The sequence below is a fragment of the Flavobacterium zhairuonense genome, assembly GCF_004352915.1.
Lineage (GTDB): Bacteria > Bacteroidota > Bacteroidia > Flavobacteriales > Flavobacteriaceae > Flavobacterium > Flavobacterium zhairuonense.
In genome coordinates this window covers 504365-525062 of the sequence record NZ_SJSY01000074.1, presented here as the reverse complement: position 1 = coordinate 525062, position 20698 = coordinate 504365, and the positions used below count along the sequence as shown (strand labels likewise).

The window sequence follows — 20698 nt, the reverse complement described above, 5'->3', positions numbered from 1 at the left end:
CTTCCTTAAGATTTTCTGTTTAAGGAAAATCTTAAACATTGAAACTTTTAATGCAATAAATAGTAGTGATCGTAATTATTTAAAAAAAACAAACACGACACAACATTATTTATTAAGCAAGCCACCGACTGGGGCTTGAAAACAAATAAATAATCTTATGAATAGATTTTTGGAATAAATCCAAAGTTGAATACGATAAAACCTTGTGGGCAAATTTTAAAGCTAAAACTAAGCTTAATAAAGTAAAAATGATTTGAACACCTAATGCAAACTTGATAATGAGAGTAATTGTCAATTCCATACGCATATTAATTAAGTTACTTAAAAAATAATACTGATAAACACTTTTAGTTCAAAATTCAAAACATTAAACAAAACATTTCTAAAACAGTAACATTTTACAAAACCGCATTATTTTGTTTAACCTTTACATATCAAAAATAAAAAAAATAAAATCAAAAACCAATCTAATTTTTTTATTTTTTTTCAGAACCAGAATTGTAAAAAGCTCTAAAAAGCACGAATATATAAGAAAAAACACCGTTTTTACTAGGAAAAACAAACTTTACGAAGTGTATTAAAAACACGTTTAATTAACGTTAATTTTTAATTATAAAAGAAAAAACTTACAAAAACACAGTCTAAACGTTGTAAAATTAACAACAAACTTAATAACACATAAGGATTTTACATTTTTAATACCAAACTCTTAAAATATTGAGAAATCCGAAATAAACACGTAAAACTACCTGCTCAAAAAAAAATTAAAGATTAAACAAATGTTAAAAAAATAAAAAAGATCAAACAATCCAAATATGAACTGTTTAATCTTTTTATAATTTAAAAAACTTAAAAATCGTCTAATTAAGACTCAATAATTGAATTAATTTGTCTAAACAATTGCCCGTCACTTAGAAAAGCTCCTTGTTGAATCAATTCAAAAATTGAAGAATTTCGATCCTCAGTGAAGATTTTTTTTCCAACTTTCATTTCTATTGTTTCAGTAAACATATTATCACTCAACCACTGCAAGCCTTCCTGAGTTAAAAAATCAGTTTCAGGCACTAGCGATTTCAAAACAATAGACTGAACATAAGTATCAAAACATTGAAATAAGAAAATATGATTTTTAGAAAAATGTTCCAAAAATTCAGCCCTTCCTAACACTCCTTCCCAGATCAAATCTGAAAAAACATCCAATTCCTGCTCAGCCACTTCAGGCTTGTTTACCTTAAGGGAATCCCATTCTGCTTTATCAATTGCTTGAGTTGCTAAAAAGCTTGCAAACTCTGCGTGCAATTCGTCAAATTGTTCTTTTGTTAATCTTGCGTATTTCATTTCTTTTTGGCTTTATGCTTTACGCTGTAAGCTTCAAGCAATATACCGAAAGCCGTCAAACATAAATCTAATTATTAATAATCGATTATATATCTAAAAAAAAATCCCGATTTTCATCGGGATTTCTATATAGATTTTAAAACTATTACTTTTCAGCAACAATTTCGTAAGCTAATTCAACGATTACATCTCTGTGTAAACGAACTGTAGCATTGTATTTTCCTAAACGTTTTACAACACCGCTAGTGATGAATTTTCTATCGATAGCATTACCAGATTTCTCTAAAGCTTCAGCGATATCGATGTTAGTGATAGAACCAAAAAGTTTCTCTCCACCAGCTTTTGCACTAAGTTTAATTTCAAGAGCTTTCAAAGTTTCAGCTAATGCTTTAGCATCAGCAACAATTTTAGCTTCTTTGTGTGCTCTTTGTTTTAGATTTTCAGCTAAAACTTTTTTAGCAGAAGGAGTTGCTAAAGTAGCAAAACCTTGAGGAATTAAAAAGTTACGACCGTAACCAGGTTTTACAGATACTACATCATCTTTAAATCCTAAGTTTTGTACGTCTTGTTTTAAAATAAGTTCCATGTTGTTGTCCTTATATTTTAGAAGTTAGGTTCTGAGGTAACAGAAACCAGCGACTAGAGTTTTTAATTATTTTAATAAATCGGCCACGTATGGCATTAAAGCTAAGTGACGAGCTCTTTTTACAGCTACAGAAACTTTTCTTTGGTATTTTAATGAAGTACCTGTTAAACGACGAGGAAGAATTTTTCCTTGCTCATTAACGAATTTCAATAAGAAATCAGCATCTTTATAGTCGATGTATTTGATTCCTGATTTTTTGAAACGGCAATACTTTTTAGTTTTGTTAGTTTCAATGTTTAAAGGCGTTAAATATCTGATATCTCCGTCTTTTTTTCCTTTTGCAGATTGTTCGATTGTAGACATAATAATTACGCTTTAGTAGATTTTAATTTTGCTCTTCTTCTCTCAGCCCATGAAATAGCATGTTTATCTAAACTTACAGTTAAGAAACGCATAACTCTTTCATCACGTCTGAATTCAGTTTCAAAAGCTAAAAGAACTTCTCCAGCTACTTTGAATTCGAATAAATGGTAAAAACCACTTTTTTTGTTTTGGATTTCGTAAGCCATTTTTTTAAGACCCCAATCCTCTTTCGATACCATTTCAGCTCCTCTACTAGTAAGAAATTCTTCAAATTTCGTTACTGTTTCCTTCACCTGAACCTCAGATAAAACGGGATTTAAAATGAAAACAGTTTCATAATGATTCATAAATAAAATATTTATTTGTTAAAATTGGGTGCAAAAGTAAGCATTATTTTTATATATCCAACCTTTTTTTGCTTTTATTCGTCATACAGCAAAAAATACTCGCTCAGTTTAGTTTATTTTCCAAAAAAATAATACATTTACTACTGCTATCCTGAATTTATTCTAAATTTAAATGTTATGAAACTAAACTGTGTTGTTGTAGATGATAGTTCTATACAAAGGACGATTATTGCAAAATTAGTTAATAATCACCCAGGTTTGCACTTAATCGGGGACTTTTCTAATGCAATAGAAGCGAAAAGCTGTATCTCTTTAAATAATATCGATTTAATATTTCTTGATATCGAAATGCCTGTCATCAATGGTTTTGACTTCCTCGACGGACTTAAATCGAAGCCACAAATTATATTTATCACTTCTAAAGCCGAATACGCTTTAAAAGCTTTTGATTATGACGCTACTGATTATCTGCAAAAACCAATTGCAGTGGATCGATTCAACGCCTCTGTCAAAAGGGCAATCGATATGCACTTGCTTAAAAAAGAAGTCAAAGAGGAAGAAGGCGAACATATTTTCATCAAAAGTAATCTTAAAAAACTTAAAATCTTTACCGCTAAAATCAAATGGATTGAAGCTTTTGGAGATTATGTAAGAGTAGTTACGGAAGATGACAGCAATTTGGTGCTTTCTACAATGAAGTCTTTTGAAAATGATTTATCCAAAGATAAATTTATCCGAGTACATAAATCTTATATCATCAATATTGATAAGGTAGAGCGCTTCAACAGCAAGTTTGCCGAAATCGGAATTACAAAAATCCCATTAAGCCGAAACAAAAAAGAAGATCTAGTAAAAGCATTGTCAACGTCGTCTTAATAGAAATCGACATTAACAATAACTTTTATTGATCTATACTGCGCTACAGCTTCAAAACTATTCAACATTTTCTGAATAGTCTTTTTCGTGTTTCCTAAATGAAGGTTTTGCGGAATCTTAATTAATATCGTTCTGATATATTCATTTCTGATTCTGCTTATCGCCGGCTCCTCTGGCCCCAAAACCGGCATATTCAAATTTTGGCTCAAAACTTGGTACAACCACATTGACCCTTCTTTCAATCGATCAAAGTCGCGGTGTTTCAAAGTCAGTTTTATGATACGGAAATAAGGAGGATATCTATAAATTTGCCTATCATACAACTGCTCCTTATACATACCTATATAATTATGGTTTGTAACCTGCTGAATCGTATTATGATTTGGATTGTAAGTTTGTATAACCGCTTTTCCCTGTTTTTCTGATCTTCCTGCTCTTCCAGCGACCTGAGTCATCATTTGAAAACTACGTTCAAAAGCTCTGAAATCAGGATGATGAAGCATATTATCTGCATTCATGATTCCAACCAAACTTACATTCTCAAAATCCAGACCTTTGGCCAACATTTGGGTTCCTACTAAAATATCAACTTCACGGTTCTTGAAATTATCAATAATTTTTTCAAAACCAAATTTACCCCTTGTAGTATCCTGATCCATTCTGGCAGTCTTTGCTTTTGGAAAAAGAGATGCCAACTCCTGCTCTATTTGTTCTGTTCCAAAACCTTTTGTTGTTAAATCTATACTCGAACAATTGTGACAATTGGTAGGTTTTGCAATAGAATAACCACAATAATGACATCGCAGCTGATTCTTATTTTTATGATACGTCAAACTCACATCGCATTGTTGGCAATGTGGCACATGGCCGCAACGCAAACATTCCATAATAGGAGAATATCCTCTTCTGTTTTGAAACAGAATAACTTGTTCGCCTAAAGACATCGCTTCTGCAATTTCATCAATAAGAACATCGCTAAAGTGCCCTGTCATTCTTTTTCTAAAATGCTTGTCTTTTAAATCAACCAATACTACTTCTGGCAAACGAACATTTTTATAACGTTCGTTCAGAGTTACCAATCCGTACTTATCATTTTGTGTATTAAAATACGTTTCAATACTTGGTGTTGCAGAACCTAATATTACTTTTGCTTTATGAAAATTGGCCAAAACAATTGCCGCGTCTCTTGCGTGAAATCTTGGCGCAGGATCAGTCTGCTTAAAAGTTTGTTCATGTTCTTCGTCGACAATCAACAAGCCTAAATCATTAAAAGGCAAAAACAATGCTGATCTTGCTCCGATTACAATTTGAGCTTTTTCTGAATTCTCAAGTGTTTGCCTCCAAACCTCAACTCTTTCATTATTGTTATATTTCGAATGAAAAACAGCAACTTTATCTCCAAAATGAAAACGCAATCGAGAAACCAATTGTGTTGTCACAGCAATTTCAGGAAGCAAATACAATACTTGCCTTCCTGTTTGCAAGTACTCCTCGATTAACTTGATATAAATTTCTGTTTTTCCGCTTGAAGTAACACCGTGAAGCAAGCAAACTTCTTTCTCAACAAAACTTGCTTTTATTGCTCTAAAAGCATTCTCCTGCGCTTCACTTAACTGAAGTGCATTTTCCGATTTTTCTCCACTAAAAGTAATTCTGTCCTGTTGCAAAAAATATTCTTCGAAAATTTCTTTTTCAACCAAAGCTTTTACAACTGCAGAAGAGACATTAGAAAACTCGGTCAGTTTCTTTACAGTAATTGGCTTTTTCTCAGAAGCGCTAAGCTGGAAAAATGCCATAACAATTTCTTTTTGTTTATTGGCGCTTTTTAAAACTTCCAGCAATTCTGCCAAACCATTATCTGATTCATATTTAGAATGCAATTTCACATATCGAATCAATTTTGGCTTATAGCTTTCTTTTATTTCTTCTTCTAAAACAATAATATCTTTACTTATTAATTTTTGAAGAACAGGAAGTATGTTTTTCTTATTTAAAATCGAAGCAATTTCTTGAACCTTCAACGAACTTTGATGCTGCAAGGCTTCATAAACCAAAAATTCATCATCGGATAGTTCGCTGTCATTTACGATAACTTCAGGTTTATGAGAAACAATTGTTTCACTTTCCAATAATAATCCGCTTGGAAAGGCTCCGCGATACACATCGCCAATTCCGCACATATAATAGTTTGCAACCCAAAGCCAATGCTTAATCTGAATTTCTGTTGCGATTGGTTTTTCATCTAAAATTTGATGAATTTCTTTGGCTTCATATAATGTTGGGGCATTTTCATGAATATCTAAAACTAGCGCCGTGTATATTTTGTTTTTACCAAAAGGTACCGCAACTCGCATTCCTTTTTTAATGAAATGATATTCGGCCTCAGAAATTCGATAAGTAAACGTTTTTGCTAAGGAAAGCGGTAAAATAACTTCGATAAAAAACATTGATTTTTTGTATATTTTCGAATAACCACAAAGATCTAATTATTCTTTTCAATTTTAATTTTTCTATAATAAATAAAAGACCCTAATCCGACAAACAAATGCACCAATTCAACAGGGGCAATTCCTGAAAAAGATAAAACTCCATTTAAAAGTCCCCAAATATCAGCCGTAATTCCAAAAAAATGACCAACCATATTTGCAATTAAAACCTTTTTTAAAACTGCAGAATCGTGTTCGTTTTTTACTAAAAAATTCAAAACACCGGAACCTATAATTAACCCTGCCAGACCTTTATACAAACTTGAAGTTTCAGGGCTTGATTTCATTCCAAAAATAGCAGAAATAAATTCCGGAAATAAGTACATAACAATTCCAAAACCCAGAGATCCAACTCCGGCAATTGCAAAAAACAATGAACGCTTCATAGTATTGGAATTTACAAATTATTCTTTCACATTTGATTTTTGAGCCAAATACTCATCAACCAGCTTCAAAGTGTGATTTAAAGATTCAGTATTTTTCCAATCTTCATGGCCTGGAACAATATACTTTGGCCCCTTAAACTTTAACTTCACTTTTTCAATTGATTTCTTCCATTCTTTCACATCAGCATCACCTAAATAACCAAGATTCTCAGCATCGGCACTTTTTACAAAACAGCCTCCATAAAGTACTTTTTCTTTATCAAACCAAACCACAATATTGTCTGGTGCATGTCCTTTTCCTGGGTAATAAACCTCAAAAGTATGCTGGCCAACTTTAAAAGTTTTGTCATTCGGAATTATGAATTCAGCTCTAGGTTCATTTTTCTTTTTCAGAATATCGTCAGTCAGTTTAATTGAATAAGTTTTGATTCCTTTTTTTCTAAAAAAATCAAAACCTCCCGCACGATCATCATGCGAGTGTGTTGCAAAAAGCATTATCACATCTTTATTATGTCTCGCCTTTATTGTATCTAACAATGGCTGAAATTGTGTTTTATCCCAAGGAGCATCAAACAGAACAACACCTTTATCTGTCACAAGATACATGGCATTAGCAGAAATCATCGTTCCGTTATAATCATGAAACGTTTTATAAACATAAAAGTCACCCGTAAGATGACTTATTTGTAATGGCGAATTCTTAGATTGTCCAACGCTATTTGCTGTTAAAACTAAGAATAAAACTATCGAAGCTAATTTTCGCATTTATTTTGAATTAATTATTTCACACGTGTCCAATATTGCGTTCTTCCCATTAATGAAATTCCAACATAACCGCGAAGTTTTAATTTGTCAGCAGATTCTAATGTGATATAGCATTTGTATTTTTTACCGTTTGTTGGGTCTAAAATTGTTCCGTCGTTATATTCATTTCCGTCTTTTTTAAGACCATTAATAATCACCATTCCTAAAATCGGTTTGTTTTTTTCAGCTCCATCACATTTGTTGCAAACATCTTTTTTATGATTTTCACGAAGTATTTCTACTACTTTACCATAAATTTTACCTGATTTTTCGTAAACCTCTACGATTGATTTTGCTTCTCCAGTTTCATCATCAATTGTTTTCCATTTTCCAATAACACTTTGAGCCTGAACACTCATTGCAAAGAAAAAAACACCAATTGCTAACATCCAATTTTTCATACTATTTATTTTTTTTTTGTTTTAATTTTCTGATAGTAGCATTCAATTCGAATCCTAAAAGCAGAATCATACAGTTTATCCAAATGTAGAACATTAGAATCAATAATGTTCCAATTGAGCCATAAAGTTCGTTATATTTTGAGAATTTTATAACCCAAATCCCAAAAAAGAACGAAGATATAACAATTAAGATGGTCGTAAAAACAGATCCGATGCTAATAAAGGGCACTTTATTATACTGCTTTGTACCATAACGCAGTAATATTGAAGATGTTATCAAGATCATTAAAACAACAAACAAATATCGCCCTAAAATAATCAATGGAATGCGGTCACTAAGCACATCTTGAATGATTGTTTTTTGAATAAATACCTCAAAAACGACAATTGTTGCGACAGTAACAAACAAAATAACAGTCATCACAAGTGAAATAGCCAACGCAACTAAATATTGATGCAAAAATCCACGTTTGTCAAAAACATGTTTTGAAGATTCAAAACCGCTTAAAATACCATTAATACCATTTGCCATTAAAAATATTGACAGGAAAAAACCCGTTGATAATAAGCCTGAATGACTATTATTTAAAATATCGCTGATAATTTTACTTATAGCGTCGAATGTGTTAGGAGGAACGCTCTGTTGCACAAACTGAAGAAAATCATCCTGAAAATTATCAATTGGAATAAACGGAATCAAGTTCAAAATAAACAGCGCAAAAGGGAATAAAGCCATAAAAAAGCTAAAAGAAACCGCACTTGCATGATACGAAAATGCCCCATCGATAATACCGATGGTATACATTTCGAGCAAATCATACAAAGAAAATCCCTCTAACCAAGGGAATTTTATTCTTTTAAAAAGTCGTGCCAGATTGCGTATAACAGGTAGTTTCTCAATCCGAGCTTCTATCTCTTGCGACATATTTACTTTGATTTTAGATTTTAGTCCCGATAACTATCGGGAGAGTTTAGATTCAAAAAAATTAACTCAAAACTTACAACTCAAAACTTCTTTAAAAAGCTTTCAAGCTCAAATCCATATTGTAAACTGAATGCGTCAAAGCTCCAGACGATATATAATTCACACCGCAAAGACCATACTCACGGATTGTTTTTTCATTAATGTTTCCTGAAGATTCTGTTTGGCATTTTTTGCCAATTAATTCAACAGCGGTTTTGGTATCTTCATAATTAAAGTTATCAATCAGGATTCTGTGAACACCATCACTCAATAAAATCTCTCTAATTTCATCTAGATTACGAGCTTCAACAATAATTTTCAAGTCCAAATTATTCTCCTTTAAATATTCTTTTGTTTTAGAAATCGCGCGTGTAATGCCCCCAGCAAAATCAATATGATTGTCTTTTAGCATAATCATATCGTACAAAGCGTAACGGTGATTTTCACCTCCTCCAATTTTTACAGCCCATTTTTCAGCGACTCTAAAATTTGGAGTTGTTTTGCGGGTATCTAAAATCTTTGCGCCAGTTCCTTCCAAAAGTTGCATTAAATGACTGGTTTTTGTTGCAATTGCCGACATACGTTGCATCGTATTCAAGACCACTCTTTCAGCTTTTAAAATAGACTGCGAGCTTCCTGAAACTTCAAAAACAACTTCACCATACTCCACATGAGTTCCGTCTTCTATATAAGTTTTCACTTTTAGTTTTGGATCTACATGTTCAAATATCATTTTAGCCAATTCAACGCCAGCAATTATCCCTTGATCTTTTACCAATAACTTGGCCTGACCGTGTGCTGTATCAGGAATGCATGCCAACGAGCTATAATCACCAGGGCCAACATCTTCTCTAATGGCATTTGTAATCAAAAGTTGTAATTCTGCTTGAAATTGCGCTTCACTTATCATTTTTCTATTTTTAATAATATGCTAAATTAGGATATATTTTATGGATTTAAAAATTCCAATAACACGAAAAGTTATATAAAGTATTAAATATCTCTTTTTTAACTATTAAAATATTCAGAAAAATAAAGTTACAATTCTTAACAAAACTTACTCCCATAATAAGCGTTCAATTAAATACCTTTGAGGTTCAATCAAGCAAAAAATTATGGGATTAATTAAAGATATTTACTCTGTTTCTTTTTACGAAAAATTTGGTCAGGCTGTGGCCGAAGTGCATCCTTCATTCAATAAAAAGAAATTCATTGATGCGATTTACGAAGGTGATTTTGCAAATAAAGAATGGAAAGACAGAATGAAGCATACAACAGTTGTTTTGCATCAATTTATGCCTCAAAATTTCGTAGAAGCAACTTCTTTAATTGACAAAATCATCGAAAACTTAAAGAAAAACAGTTTTACTGATGGAAATCTAGCGTTTATTTTCTTTGCCGATTATATCGAAATATATGGCTTAGACAATTTTGAAACTTCGACGAAAGCCTTTGTTTCCATAACACAATTTATAAGCTGTGAATTTGCCGTTCGTCCTTTTATTTTAAAATATAAAGAAAAAATGATTGATGAAATGATCAAATGGTCGCTTCATGAAAATCACCACGTACGCCGTTTGGCGAGCGAAGGTTCGCGTCCGAGATTACCGTGGGCAATGGCGATTCCGTTCTTGAAAAAAGACCCTACTTCTATTCTTCCAATTTTGGAAAATCTAAAAAATGATCCTTCAGAATATGTCCGCAGAAGCGTTGCCAATAATTTAAATGATATTGCAAAAGATAATCCGCAGATTGTTCTTGAAATAGCCTCGAAATGGAAAGGCCATAGCAAAGAAACCGACGGAATCATAAAACACGGAAGCCGAACTTTACTAAAACAAGGTCATCCTGAAATCTTGAGTCATTATGGTTTAGAAAGCACCAATATTGAACTTTCGTCTTTTGAAATTAAAACCCCGAAAGTAAAAATTGGCGATTACCTGCAATTTCAATTTCATTTAAACAATAAAAATGAAGAACCAAAAACCATTCGTTTGGAATATGCTGTTCATTACAAAAAAGCAAAAGGACATTTGGCTAAAAAAGTCTTTAAAATAAGCGAGAAGATTTATCATCCAAATCAATTAACTAAGATTGAAAGAAATCAGTCTTTTAAGTTAATTACAACGAGAGTTTTTCATACTGGAATTCATCAATTGTCTATTATTATTAATGGAACTGAAAGTGAATCCCTAAGTTTCGACCTAATTGAATAATGTCCTATTTTAATGCTCCAGCGGAGCAGAATATTTATAGATAATATTATCGTATTCCACAAAAAAGCTCCAGCGGAGCGACATATTTATTTCACCCCGCTAGGGTTTTGTTGTTGTGGCAACCTTTTTTCTACAAATATTTCGTCCCTCTGGGACTTTTTGAAACTAAATTTAATCATCAACTAAAAACTTAACCAACGTTTTTCCTTATTTTTATAATTCAAAAAAAACAAAAACAATTTTTCTTAATCTAAATTAAGTTACAGCTTTCTATTACAACTGTAACTTTGTTTTCAAATCAAATCAAAATACCAAATGTCAAATATCAGTTTAATTATCGAAGAACGTGCTGCCAATATTGGCAATTTTATGGTAGGTCGTTTATTGCCTTTCCGTGAAAAAAGAGCTGTCGGACCATTTGTTTTTGTCGATCATATGGGACCTGCACATTTAAGTGATCATGAAAATATGGATGTTCCTCCGCATCCGCATATCGGACTTTCAACATTGACTTTTTTGTTTGAGGGAAGCATTATGCACCGCGATAGTTTGGGAACAGAATTAGAAATAAAACCTGGTGCTGTAAACTGGATGACGGCTGGAAAAGGAATCGTTCACTCTGAAAGAACGCCAGAATATTTAAGACATTCAGACAAAATGCTTCACGGATTGCAGATTTGGGTAGCGCTTCCGAAGGAATTGGAACAAATGGACCCGAATTTCACACACGTTGAAGCAGATGATATTCCGGCTTGGGAAGAAGACGGAGTTTCATACAAATTAATTGCCGGCGAAGCTTTTGGCAAAAAATCTCCAGTTCCGGTTTATAGTCCTTTATATTTTATCGAAATTAAAAGTAAAGAGGCTAAGAAAATCAATATTGGACATCATTTATTTGGCGAAAGCGGTTTATATATTTTAGACGGAAGCATCAAAAATGGCGAACATACTTACGATCCAAGACAAATTTTAATTACAACCGAAGCTTCTCTTTGTGAGTTTGAAATTTCTGAAAACTCAACTGTTTATATCTTCGGCGGACAGCCATTTCCTGAAGAACATTTTATCTTTTGGAACTTCGTTTCTTCCGATAAAGAATTAATCGAAAAAGCAAAAAAAGACTGGACAGAACAAACTTTCCCAAAAGTTCCAGGAGAAACCGAATTTGTACCATTACCTGAACCAAGAATCAAATAATTATGGATACAATTTCAGCTAAAATAGATACGCGTTTATATCGCACCGAAATTACTTCTGCAAGCGGAAATGTTTTAATTTCTGATGAACCGCAACAACTAGGAGGGAAAAATTTAGGTTTAAATCCAACCGAACTTTTGGCTTCTTCCCTAGCTTCTTGCACATTGATCACTTTACGAATGTACATTAATCGCAAACAATGGAATGTCGAGGAAATCAATATCAAGATTGATTTTGAAAGAGATTCAGAGCGAAATTGTACCTCATTTACGCGAAAAATTGAAGTGATTGGCGATGTTGACCAAGAACAAAGACAAAGATTAGAAACGATTGCAAACAGCTGTCCAATTCACAAAACACTGACACATTCAATCGAAATCAAAACGACATTAATATAATTACAATGGAAATTCAACAAATAAACGATACAAGAAGAGGCTATTTTGAAGCAATCGAAGACGGAAAAGAAGCGGGAAAAATGACTTATACTTGGGCTGGCGATTCAAAATTCATTATCGATCATACAGAAGTTAGTCCAGATTTTAACGGAAAAGGTGTTGGTAAAAAATTAGTTATGGCTTCTGTAGAATATGCAAGAGCTAATAATTTGAAAATCATCCCGCTTTGTCCTTTTGCAAAAAGTGTTTTTGATAAGGTTCCTGAAATACATGATGTGCTTTTTTCTTGAGTTACAAAGGTTCAAAGTGACAAAGGTTCAGAGGTTTTAGTATAGAGACGCACAACAGTGCGTCTTTTTTTATTTGATTATTTCTTTAAAAACTTTGTCCCTTTGAACCTTTGAGCCTTTGTCCCTTAAAAACAAAATTTTCAAAATTCTCCGAAAACTCGTATATTTGCGCGTAATTTAAACTTAGAGTATGACAAGGATAATTACGCTTTTCTGTATTTTTATAACGCAAATCGGCTTTTCTCAATCGGCTGAGAGTTATTTAGAAAAAATCAGAAATAACGAAGCTCTCTTAACAGCTTTCTTTCAACAAATGCCTAAAGGAGGCGATTTACACCACCATTTTTCAGGATCAGTTTATGCAGAACCACTTTTAGAAAGAGCTATTGCTGAAGACTTTTATTTGAATCTGGAAACTATGGCGGTTTCAAAAACAAAGCCTGAAAAAGGAAACTGGGAAAACTTCTCCTCTCTTGCAAATAAAGGAAAATTAGATTACTACGAACAGCAAATTATGCAGACTTGGTCGATCAAAGATTACAATGGATCTGTACCGTCTGACGATCAGTTTTTTGATTCGTTTATGAAATTCGAACCAACTATTCAAGGTCATTTTGCTGAAGGAATGCTCGAATTAAAAAAGCGTGCCATTGCCGAAAATGTAAGTTATATCGAAACACAATTATCTACAATTCCGTGTGATATGAATGTTTCAGATTTATCAGATTTTAATTCAAAATTGCGTCAGGCATCTTCTCAAAAAGATGAAAAAGCAGTTTTAAAACTTTTGGATGAATTGTATAAATCACTTCAGAAAAAAGATGCTAAAAAATATGCTGAGGATTTCAATACTAATTTCTTAACAAAACTTCACAAAGACTTAAAAATTGACGACGAAAAATTCACGATGCGTTATCAAAACTTTGTATTGCGTTTTATGGAACCGGTAGATTTATTCAAAAATCTGGTTATCGCATTTATTTCGTCAAGCGAAAGCAAATTGACTGCGGGTGTAAACATCGTTTCTCCTGAGCACGGACAAACTTCCATGAAGGATTATTGGCTTCATATGGTCATGTTTAAATACTGCCACGATAAATTTCCGAATGTAAAATACACGCTACACGCGGGCGAATTGACTTTAGGTTTGGTTCAGCCAGAAGAATTGACCTGGCATATTAACGATGCGATTTATGTTGCAGGAGCAAACAGAATAGGTCATGGCGTTGATATTGCTTACGAAGCAAATTCGTATGATTTATTGAAATATATGTCTAAAAACAATATCCCGATTGAGATCAATTTGGCTAGCAATGAATTTATTTTGAAAGTAAAAGAAAATAGACATCCGTTTACGCTTTACAAAGAATTCAATGTGCCAATTGTAATCAGTACAGACGATGCAGGAATTTTAAGAAGCAATATGACGGAGCAATATGTTTTATTGGCTAAAAGATATCAGGATGTTTCGTATGCTACTATAAAAAAATATGTTTACAACAGCATCAATTATAGTTTTATTCAGGACGAATCGATTAAAAAACAATTAATTAAAGATTTAGATAATCGTTTTAAAACTTTTGAAGCGAAATTTTCTAAAAACTAATCTTTGCGAAAATTGCACGCAGATTTAAACAGATTTAAGCTGATAAACACAGATTTTATTAATAAAATATCAAAATAACATCTGTTTAAATCTGTGTGAAAAAACATTTACAATTATGATTCTAGAAGCTGTTTATCTTTATATAAAACCAGAATTAGCATCAACATTTGAAGCTGATTTTGCTAAAGCAAGCCAATACATTTCATCAATTGATGGCTATTTAGGACATCGTTTAGAAAAATGTCTTGAAGTCGAAAACAAATATCTTTTATTGGTAGACTGGAATACACTTGAAGATCATACGGTAGGTTTCAGAACTTCTGAAGCGTATTTGGAATGGAAAAAGATTTTGCATCATTATTACGAACCGTTTCCTATCGTAGAGCATTTTGAAACGGTTTTTGAGAATAAAAAATAGAGATTAAATCGCCCACAGATTCCACGGATTAAACTGATTGACACTGATTAAATTTGTAAAAATTTGCGAAATTTGTGGTGAAAAAATATTTCAAATGAACATCAAACTTATCGCAATAGGAAAAACAGACAATAAATCGCTTCAAACTCTGATTGACGATTATACCAAACGTTTGTCGTTTTACATCAAATTTGATTTAGAGATTATTCCAGACATCAAAAACGTAAAAAACTTATCTGAAAGCCAGCAAAAAGAAAAAGAAGGCGAATTGATTCTTTCAAAACTTTCAGCAACAGATCAATTAATTTTATTGGATGAAAACGGGAAAAACTTCTCTAGTGTTGGTTTTTCTGAAGAATTGCAAAAGAAAATGAATTCTGGAGTAAAAACTTTGGTTTACGTAATTGGTGGTCCTTACGGATTTTCTGAAGCCGTTTATAAAAAAGCACAAGGAAAAGTTTCGCTTTCGCTAATGACGTTTTCGCACCAAATGGTTCGTTTGTTTTTTATCGAACAATTGTATCGTGGGTTTACAATTTTACGAAATGAACCTTATCATCATCAGTAAGGTTTAATCGTTGATTTGTTTAATTGTTTAATCGTAATTTGACTAGAATATAAATTCTTTATCTGTTAAGTTTATTTCTGGAAAAGGAAATTTTAAAGTACCGATGAAAATTTTATTTTCAATGTAACTTCCATAACCCAAATCCTTATCAAAAGAAAACATATACTTTAGAGGTTTATCATGAAACATGTGGTTTAAATAATTCTGCAACTCTTCTCTTTTAACTAAATTTCCCTCTACTAAAATCGAATTGTCTTTCTTAAAATAGACTTCTACTCCAAACTTTGGTTTCTCCATTTTATAATACACTTTTGTGAAAGGCAAAAAGGCTAAATTCTTTCCAATAGAATCAGCGTAGGAATAATAATTTTCGGCTTTTTCGTTTTTGTGGGCACTGTCACCACGTTTTTTTTCTTGCAATTTCATTACTTCCGGAATTACCAATTTCAAAGGCAAACGTTTGTCAATATTGAAAATCCAATTGGTTGAAATAATGCTGTTTTTTCTGTTTACATCGGCAATTGTATCTTTTCCTTCTACTTTAAAAAAGATGTAAATTGGTGAATGATCTTGAACGTCTTTTACAATTGTAACGTTTGATTTTGGAAGTAAAACGTCTTTTTTTTCTCCGCAGGAAAACAGAAGACAAGCAACCAAAACTAAACCCAGAAACTTTGGCTTAAATAATTTCAAAATAAAAACCGTTATAAAAAGAAGGGCGGTCCCAAACACAAGCATTCCTAAGAAAAAATCAATTAAATAACTGAAGACTTCTCCAAAAGTATAATATTTAAAAATCAAAGCTGGAATCTTCCAAAATGCTAAAATCGCAGGAAAAATCATTAAAGCAATAGTGAAACCATTTTTTATTTTTGACTCTGAAGCGTTTAATCTTAGATAATTCATAAAGTTATCAAATACAGCACAAAAAAGTAAAAAGCATGAAAATATAAAATAACTGAATAGCACAATATTATTTTCGCTCGCGTACTTTTTAGTTAGAATTTTAAAGGCTAATACATCTTTATGATTACCAAACATTGTCTTAAAAACCTCATTTAAGTATGTCAAAATATAATCTAAACTCCATAAAGCATTTTGAGATTTTAGCAACATAAATGAACACAAAACACCAACTGAAAAATACATAATTGTAGGAGTAAATACGATTATTATCTGTTGATATATTTTTTTTGTAAAAAAAGCGAAAGGCAAATCATGTTCTGGAATAGCGCGTCGTTCCTCAATATCTGGAGTTTTTCCAAATATTTCAAGAGAAGAGCCAATCGGAATCCATCCTAAAACAAAATCAGTATTTCCAATTTTTCTATCATAAAGAGAGAATCTCGGACTGAAAAACATTGAAAATTTCAAAACTCTGATTCCAAACAGAAACGAGAAAAATAGATATAATAAATTACAGAAAAACAAGAAAAAAGCAATCAAAAAACCCAGTATTACTAATTTGGTATTAAACATATTTATAAAGTATATCTTTTATTAGGAATTAAGTTTATTAAACAAAGTAATGCATTCCACAGCTTCTTTTACATCGTGCACACGAAGAATTTTTGCGCCTTTCATTAAAGCAATAGTATTCAGAAATGTTGTTCCATTAAGAGCTTCTTGAGGCGTAATATCAAGTGTTTTATAGATCATCGATTTTCTTGAAATACCTGCTAAAACTGGCAATTCCAATAAATTAAAAAGTTCCATTTTTTGCATGACTTCATAATTCTGATCAATTGTTTTGGCAAAACCAAAACCTGGATCTAAAATCAAATCGTTAATTCCTAAACTTCTTGCCTTTTTTACCTTTTCTGAAAAATAAAAAAGCATTTCTTTTACAATATCCTCATAATGCGTCAAACTTTGCATTGTCTGCGGATTACCGCGCATATGCATCATAATGTACGGAACATTATATTGCGCAATAACATCAAACATTTTTTCGTCTAATTCTCCCGCTGCAATATCGTTTATAATCACTGCGCCACTTTCAATACTTGCTTTTGCAACTTCGGCTCTAAAAGTGTCAATTGACAATAACGTTTTTGGGAAATGCTTTAAAATCAATTCAATTGCCGGAACAATTCTATCAATTTCTTCTTGTTCACTAACAAATTCGGCACTTGGTTTACTTGAGTAAGCGCCAATATCGATAAAAGTCGCGCCTTCTGAAAGCATTTTATCTACTTGTGAAATAATCTCTTCTTCGTTTTTATACTTCCCTCCGTCAAAGAAAGAATTTGGCGTAACATTCAAAATTCCCATTACTTTAGGAATCGATAAATCTATAAGGGTGCCTTTGCAGTTTATTGTCATTGTTTTATTTTGTTTGCTTCGCCAGTTCGACTTTCAGTCTCGAGTCAGGTTTCAAGTTTCAAGTTGACACAGATTACGCAAGTTTCAAAACGTGAAACTTGAAACTTGAAACATTTTCCAGCTTCAAGTTATCCCATTAACACTTTGTTTAGAAAAAACTTGAAACAAAGAAAACCTGAAACTTGAAACTCTAAAAAAATTATCCTTATTTTTGAAAAAATTTAAGCAAATATACAGCATATAAATGAAGAATACTTCCCAAGAGTTTGATAATGTAATTACGATCTGTCGTACTTTGTTTATCAATAAAATGAAAGATTACGGCAGTGCGTGGAGAATTTTAAGACTTCCGTCATTGACTGACCAAATTTTCATAAAAGCACAACGAATCAGAAGTTTACAAGAAAACGATGTTCGTAAAGTTGATGAAGATGAAAAAGGAGAATTCATCGGAATTATCAATTATTCGATTATGGCTTTGATTCAGTTAGAGCTTGGTGTTGTGGATCAGCCTGATCTTGACGTTGAAAAAGCAACCGAATTATATGATGCTAAAGTAAAGCTTACCAAAGACTTAATGGAAGCAAAAAATCACGATTACGGTGAGGCTTGGCGTGATATGCGCGTAAGCTCTTTGACCGATTTGATTTTGCAGAAACTTCTTCGCGTTAAGCAAATTGAAGACAATAAAGGAAAAACAATCGTTTCTGAAGGAATTGATGCCAATTATCAGGATATGATTAATTATTCTGTTTTTGCACTGATTTTAAATCCTATAAAATAAATAGTTCGCCACGGACTGCACGAATTTTCACAAATTAATTCGTGGAAATTCGTGCAATTCGTGGCGAAAAAAATCCCAAATATATTCCCATGAAAAACATCATTACCCAATTTTCCCGATTATTTGTCGGTGTATTATTTATCATTTCTGGATTAATCAAATTGAATGATCCTGTTGGTTTCTCTTATAAATTAGCTGAATACTTTAGCGAACCCGTTTTTAATATGCCATTTTTAGAACCTTTGGCATTAGGTTTGGCAATCTTTTTAGTGATTTTAGAAGTAGTCTTGGGTGTAATGCTTTTGGTTGGATATAAATCTAAATTGACTATTTGGGCTTTATTATTATTGATCGTTTTCTTTACATTCCTTACTTTCTACTCGGCTTATTTTGACGTAGTAAAAGATTGTGGTTGTTTTGGAGATGCTTTACATTTAACGCCTTGGCAATCATTTACAAAAGATGTTGTTTTACTTTTCTTCATTCTGATTTTATTCATTAATAAAAAATTGGTAAAACCATTGTTTCCAAAAATGGTTACCAATATCATCGTATTAATCAGCATCATTCTTTGTGTATTTATGGCCGTTTGGGTTTTAAACCACAATCCGATAAAAGATTTCCGTCCATATAAAGTGGGAACTAATATTGAAAAAGGAATGGAAATTCCGGAAGGCGCACCAAAATCTGTGGTTGAAATGATTTTCATCTACAAAGTAAACGGAGTTGATAAAGAATTTACAGAAAAAGATTTAATGAACATTCCGCAAGGCGCCACTTTTGTTGATCGTAAAGACAAAGTAATTACAGAAGGATATATTCCGCCAATTCACGATTTCACGATGACAAAAGACGATTCTGACTACAAAGCAGAATTACTGCAAGAGCCTAAATTAGTAATTTTTGTAACTTATGATTTGGCTTTATCAAATCCTGAAGGAATGAAAAAATTAGAAAAAGTAAATCAGGATGCAAAAGCAAAAGGTTATAAAGTAATTGGAATGACGGCTTCTGGACCAGAAGAAATTGCAAAAGCAAAAAAACAATATGGATTAAATGTTGATTTTTATTTCTGTGATGCAACAGCTTTAAAAACCGTTGAAAGAGCAAACCCGAGTATTGTTGTTTTACATAAAGGAACTATTGTTCAAAAAGTACACTACAATGATGTTGATGATTTGAAATTATCTGATGTTGCTTACGGTATTTAAGAACCTAAATAAATAATTTTACTAAACGCCAATATTCTTTTTTAGATTTATTGGCGTTTTTTTTGAATAAACAATTAACCAATAAGAAATATGATTTTAAGGCCAAAAAATGAATCAACTACCGAGTTTTCTAAAATTCTTTACTTTTTTTTATTTATACTCTTTGTGATTCTTTATGTCATTTGTGATTCTAATTTTTACGAAACTGATGGTGTGCATTTGATTCCTCTTCACATCCTGGCACTAATCTCAGGTATTATTTTCGAAAGCAAAAGAATCACAAAAGCATGGACAACAGCTGCTGTAATAGCTATTATTTCTTTTATTTCTACTTTTGGCTTAGGTCTTTATTTATATCACATCTCACCTAATTCAAAATTTGATTTGACACAAATTTTAAATCTAAGTATTTTAGCTTGGCCTATTGTTTTCTTTATTTTATATGTTGTTTTTTCACTACTATTTAATAAGAGAAGAATTGCTCCTCAATTGACAGAAGGCATAACCTTAATACTTTCGATATCCATGATTTATTGGGTTATAGATAATGGTTTGGTAAGATTTGATAATATCATTTTACGAACATTTATGATTATTGTAATTTCACTTTCCTTATTTTCTTTATATAATGCTTTTAGTAAAGCTTATTTATCTGATACTAAAAAACTAATCTTAAGTATCTGGAGCTCCATAATTATGTTTTTTTTCGCTATCGATAATTTACATGGATTTTTTTATTATGGAAGCGTTGTAAGCACTAATGAATTAATACAAGGAACTTACATTGCAATTCAATATTTTCTTTTAGGTGTTTCAAGTATTTACATGATTCAGAATTTTATGATGCTTATTGGTTTTCTGCTAAGTTGGAAAATATTCTTCTATACAAAATATTCTGATGCGATAAGTGGACTCAAAAATGAACATATCGATAGATATTCAGATATACAAGTAAGCAAATCAGACTCTAAGTTTTGTCTTCTTTTTGTTAGTACTATTTTCTTTTTAAATTATTATTTTGAAATCGTTCCCAGACAATTTATAATCTGGTTAACTTTTGTGACATTCCCATTTCTCTTAATGGCATATAATTATTTTTTTAAAGATAATTAACAACCTTATTTTCTTTTTTTT

23 protein-coding genes are annotated in these 20698 nt (G+C 31.9%); 11 read left to right on the top strand and 12 right to left on the bottom strand.

The features are described 5' to 3' along the window. Positions 1–864 precede the first annotated feature (864 nt). From EYY60_RS16645 to rpsF, 4 genes are all read right to left on the bottom strand, one after another. Entirely contained in the window at positions 865–1338 is a 474-nt protein-coding gene (locus EYY60_RS16645) for a DUF6495 family protein (RefSeq protein ID WP_132990433.1), read from the bottom strand. 145 nt (positions 1339–1483) lie between these two features. After that, positions 1484–1924 (bottom strand): 50S ribosomal protein L9, encoded by a 441-nt coding sequence (gene rplI / locus EYY60_RS16640; RefSeq protein WP_132990432.1) that lies wholly within the window; start codon positions 1922–1924, stop codon positions 1484–1486. A gap of 66 nt (positions 1925–1990) precedes the next feature. Further along, the gene (gene rpsR / locus EYY60_RS16635) at positions 1991–2287 is read right to left on the bottom strand and encodes a 30S ribosomal protein S18 (protein WP_002987043.1); all 297 of its coding nucleotides are present in this window, start codon (positions 2285–2287) and stop codon (positions 1991–1993) included. Positions 2288–2292: 5 nt separating this feature from the next. Beyond that, a complete protein-coding gene (gene rpsF, locus EYY60_RS16630) occupies positions 2293–2634 on the bottom strand; it encodes a 30S ribosomal protein S6 (protein ID WP_068842999.1) in 342 nt (113 codons plus the stop codon). 177 nt (positions 2635–2811) lie between these two features. Here rpsF and EYY60_RS16625 point away from each other — a divergent pair, with 177 nt between their 5' ends. Further along, positions 2812–3510, top strand: coding sequence for a LytR/AlgR family response regulator transcription factor (locus EYY60_RS16625; protein ID WP_026729423.1), 699 nt, complete (start codon positions 2812–2814; stop codon positions 3508–3510). Here EYY60_RS16625 and priA read toward each other — a convergent pair. From priA to nadC, 6 genes are all read right to left on the bottom strand, one after another. Next, positions 3507–5957, bottom strand: a complete 2451-nt coding sequence (priA, locus tag EYY60_RS16620) for a replication restart helicase PriA (RefSeq protein WP_132990431.1) — start codon at positions 5955–5957, stop codon at positions 3507–3509. The genes EYY60_RS16625 and priA overlap by 4 nt on opposite strands. A 35-nt stretch (positions 5958–5992) precedes the next feature. Continuing rightward, positions 5993–6382 carry a hypothetical protein gene (locus EYY60_RS16615; RefSeq protein ID WP_132990430.1) on the bottom strand — a complete coding sequence of 130 codons (390 nt, stop codon included), beginning with the start codon at positions 6380–6382 and terminating at the stop codon, positions 5993–5995. Between the two features lie 18 nt (positions 6383–6400). After that, complete coding sequence (gene bla-B1-FLAV, locus EYY60_RS16610; RefSeq protein ID WP_132990429.1) at positions 6401–7147, bottom strand: subclass B1 metallo-beta-lactamase; 747 nt, start codon at positions 7145–7147, stop codon at positions 6401–6403. 14 nt (positions 7148–7161) lie between these two features. Beyond that, positions 7162–7587, bottom strand: a complete 426-nt coding sequence (locus EYY60_RS16605) for a DUF2147 domain-containing protein (protein ID WP_132990428.1) — start codon at positions 7585–7587, stop codon at positions 7162–7164. Position 7588: 1 nt separating this feature from the next. Further along, positions 7589–8512, bottom strand: a complete 924-nt coding sequence (locus tag EYY60_RS16600; RefSeq protein ID WP_132990427.1) for a YihY/virulence factor BrkB family protein — start codon at positions 8510–8512, stop codon at positions 7589–7591. Between the two features lie 91 nt (positions 8513–8603). Continuing rightward, entirely contained in the window at positions 8604–9461 is an 858-nt protein-coding gene (gene nadC, locus EYY60_RS16595) for a carboxylating nicotinate-nucleotide diphosphorylase (RefSeq protein WP_132990426.1), read from the bottom strand. A 205-nt stretch (positions 9462–9666) separates the two neighbouring features. On the opposite strand from nadC, the gene EYY60_RS16590 reads away from it, so the two are divergent. From EYY60_RS16590 to rlmH, 7 genes are all read left to right on the top strand, one after another. Continuing rightward, complete coding sequence (locus EYY60_RS16590) at positions 9667–10767, top strand: DNA alkylation repair protein (RefSeq protein ID WP_132990425.1); 1101 nt, start codon at positions 9667–9669, stop codon at positions 10765–10767. A gap of 315 nt (positions 10768–11082) precedes the next feature. Then, on the top strand, positions 11083–11964 hold the full coding sequence (locus EYY60_RS16585; protein WP_132990424.1) for a pirin family protein: 882 nt from the start codon (positions 11083–11085) through the stop codon (positions 11962–11964). A gap of 2 nt (positions 11965–11966) precedes the next feature. After that, a complete protein-coding gene (locus EYY60_RS16580) occupies positions 11967–12362 on the top strand; it encodes an OsmC family protein (protein WP_132990423.1) in 396 nt (131 codons plus the stop codon). Positions 12363–12367: 5 nt separating this feature from the next. Beyond that, entirely contained in the window at positions 12368–12652 is a 285-nt protein-coding gene (locus EYY60_RS16575) for a GNAT family N-acetyltransferase (RefSeq protein WP_132990422.1), read from the top strand. Positions 12653–12842: 190 nt separating this feature from the next. Beyond that, a complete protein-coding gene (locus EYY60_RS16570; RefSeq protein ID WP_132990421.1) occupies positions 12843–14258 on the top strand; it encodes an amidohydrolase family protein in 1416 nt (471 codons plus the stop codon). Positions 14259–14373: 115 nt separating this feature from the next. Continuing rightward, positions 14374–14676: an antibiotic biosynthesis monooxygenase family protein gene (locus EYY60_RS16565; protein ID WP_132990420.1), complete on the top strand. Its 303-nt coding sequence runs from the start codon at positions 14374–14376 to the stop codon at positions 14674–14676. Positions 14677–14770: 94 nt separating this feature from the next. Further along, complete coding sequence (rlmH, locus tag EYY60_RS16560) at positions 14771–15244, top strand: 23S rRNA (pseudouridine(1915)-N(3))-methyltransferase RlmH (RefSeq protein ID WP_132990419.1); 474 nt, start codon at positions 14771–14773, stop codon at positions 15242–15244. Between the two features lie 42 nt (positions 15245–15286). Here the strand turns inward: rlmH and EYY60_RS16555 are convergent, their stop codons facing one another. Then, a complete protein-coding gene (locus EYY60_RS16555) occupies positions 15287–16618 on the bottom strand; it encodes a hypothetical protein (protein WP_162847901.1) in 1332 nt (443 codons plus the stop codon). A gap of 126 nt (positions 16619–16744) precedes the next feature. Continuing rightward, complete coding sequence (folP, locus tag EYY60_RS16550) at positions 16745–17569, bottom strand: dihydropteroate synthase (protein WP_132990417.1); 825 nt, start codon at positions 17567–17569, stop codon at positions 16745–16747. A gap of 244 nt (positions 17570–17813) precedes the next feature. Between folP and EYY60_RS16545 the strand changes: the two genes are divergently transcribed. From EYY60_RS16545 to EYY60_RS16535, 3 genes are all read left to right on the top strand, one after another. Beyond that, positions 17814–18353, top strand: a complete 540-nt coding sequence (locus EYY60_RS16545; RefSeq protein ID WP_132990416.1) for a DUF1599 domain-containing protein — start codon at positions 17814–17816, stop codon at positions 18351–18353. 89 nt (positions 18354–18442) lie between these two features. Continuing rightward, complete coding sequence (locus tag EYY60_RS16540) at positions 18443–19564, top strand: BT_3928 family protein (RefSeq protein ID WP_132990415.1); 1122 nt, start codon at positions 18443–18445, stop codon at positions 19562–19564. Between the two features lie 90 nt (positions 19565–19654). Further along, positions 19655–20677 carry a hypothetical protein gene (locus tag EYY60_RS16535; protein ID WP_132990414.1) on the top strand — a complete coding sequence of 341 codons (1023 nt, stop codon included), beginning with the start codon at positions 19655–19657 and terminating at the stop codon, positions 20675–20677. The last annotated feature ends 21 nt before the right edge of the window (positions 20678–20698 follow it).

Coding starts and splice junctions, on each gene's coding strand:
- EYY60_RS16645 (WP_132990433.1), bottom strand. CDS start 1,338: ATGAAATACGCAAGATTAACAAAAGAACAATTTGACGAATTGCACGCA.
- rplI (WP_132990432.1), bottom strand. CDS start 1,924: ATGGAACTTATTTTAAAACAAGACGTACAAAACTTAGGATTTAAAGAT.
- rpsR (WP_002987043.1), bottom strand. CDS start 2,287: ATGTCTACAATCGAACAATCTGCAAAAGGAAAAAAAGACGGAGATATC.
- rpsF (WP_068842999.1), bottom strand. CDS start 2,634: ATGAATCATTATGAAACTGTTTTCATTTTAAATCCCGTTTTATCTGAG.
- EYY60_RS16625 (WP_026729423.1), top strand. CDS start 2,812: ATGAAACTAAACTGTGTTGTTGTAGATGATAGTTCTATACAAAGGACG.
- priA (WP_132990431.1), bottom strand. CDS start 5,957: ATGTTTTTTATCGAAGTTATTTTACCGCTTTCCTTAGCAAAAACGTTT.
- EYY60_RS16615 (WP_132990430.1), bottom strand. CDS start 6,382: ATGAAGCGTTCATTGTTTTTTGCAATTGCCGGAGTTGGATCTCTGGGT.
- bla-B1-FLAV (WP_132990429.1), bottom strand. CDS start 7,147: ATGCGAAAATTAGCTTCGATAGTTTTATTCTTAGTTTTAACAGCAAAT.
- EYY60_RS16605 (WP_132990428.1), bottom strand. CDS start 7,587: ATGAAAAATTGGATGTTAGCAATTGGTGTTTTTTTCTTTGCAATGAGT.
- EYY60_RS16600 (WP_132990427.1), bottom strand. CDS start 8,512: ATGTCGCAAGAGATAGAAGCTCGGATTGAGAAACTACCTGTTATACGC.
- nadC (WP_132990426.1), bottom strand. CDS start 9,461: ATGATAAGTGAAGCGCAATTTCAAGCAGAATTACAACTTTTGATTACA.
- EYY60_RS16590 (WP_132990425.1), top strand. CDS start 9,667: ATGGGATTAATTAAAGATATTTACTCTGTTTCTTTTTACGAAAAATTT.
- EYY60_RS16585 (WP_132990424.1), top strand. CDS start 11,083: ATGTCAAATATCAGTTTAATTATCGAAGAACGTGCTGCCAATATTGGC.
- EYY60_RS16580 (WP_132990423.1), top strand. CDS start 11,967: ATGGATACAATTTCAGCTAAAATAGATACGCGTTTATATCGCACCGAA.
- EYY60_RS16575 (WP_132990422.1), top strand. CDS start 12,368: ATGGAAATTCAACAAATAAACGATACAAGAAGAGGCTATTTTGAAGCA.
- EYY60_RS16570 (WP_132990421.1), top strand. CDS start 12,843: ATGACAAGGATAATTACGCTTTTCTGTATTTTTATAACGCAAATCGGC.
- EYY60_RS16565 (WP_132990420.1), top strand. CDS start 14,374: ATGATTCTAGAAGCTGTTTATCTTTATATAAAACCAGAATTAGCATCA.
- rlmH (WP_132990419.1), top strand. CDS start 14,771: ATGAACATCAAACTTATCGCAATAGGAAAAACAGACAATAAATCGCTT.
- folP (WP_132990417.1), bottom strand. CDS start 17,569: ATGACAATAAACTGCAAAGGCACCCTTATAGATTTATCGATTCCTAAA.
- EYY60_RS16545 (WP_132990416.1), top strand. CDS start 17,814: ATGAAGAATACTTCCCAAGAGTTTGATAATGTAATTACGATCTGTCGT.
- EYY60_RS16540 (WP_132990415.1), top strand. CDS start 18,443: ATGAAAAACATCATTACCCAATTTTCCCGATTATTTGTCGGTGTATTA.
- EYY60_RS16535 (WP_132990414.1), top strand. CDS start 19,655: ATGATTTTAAGGCCAAAAAATGAATCAACTACCGAGTTTTCTAAAATT.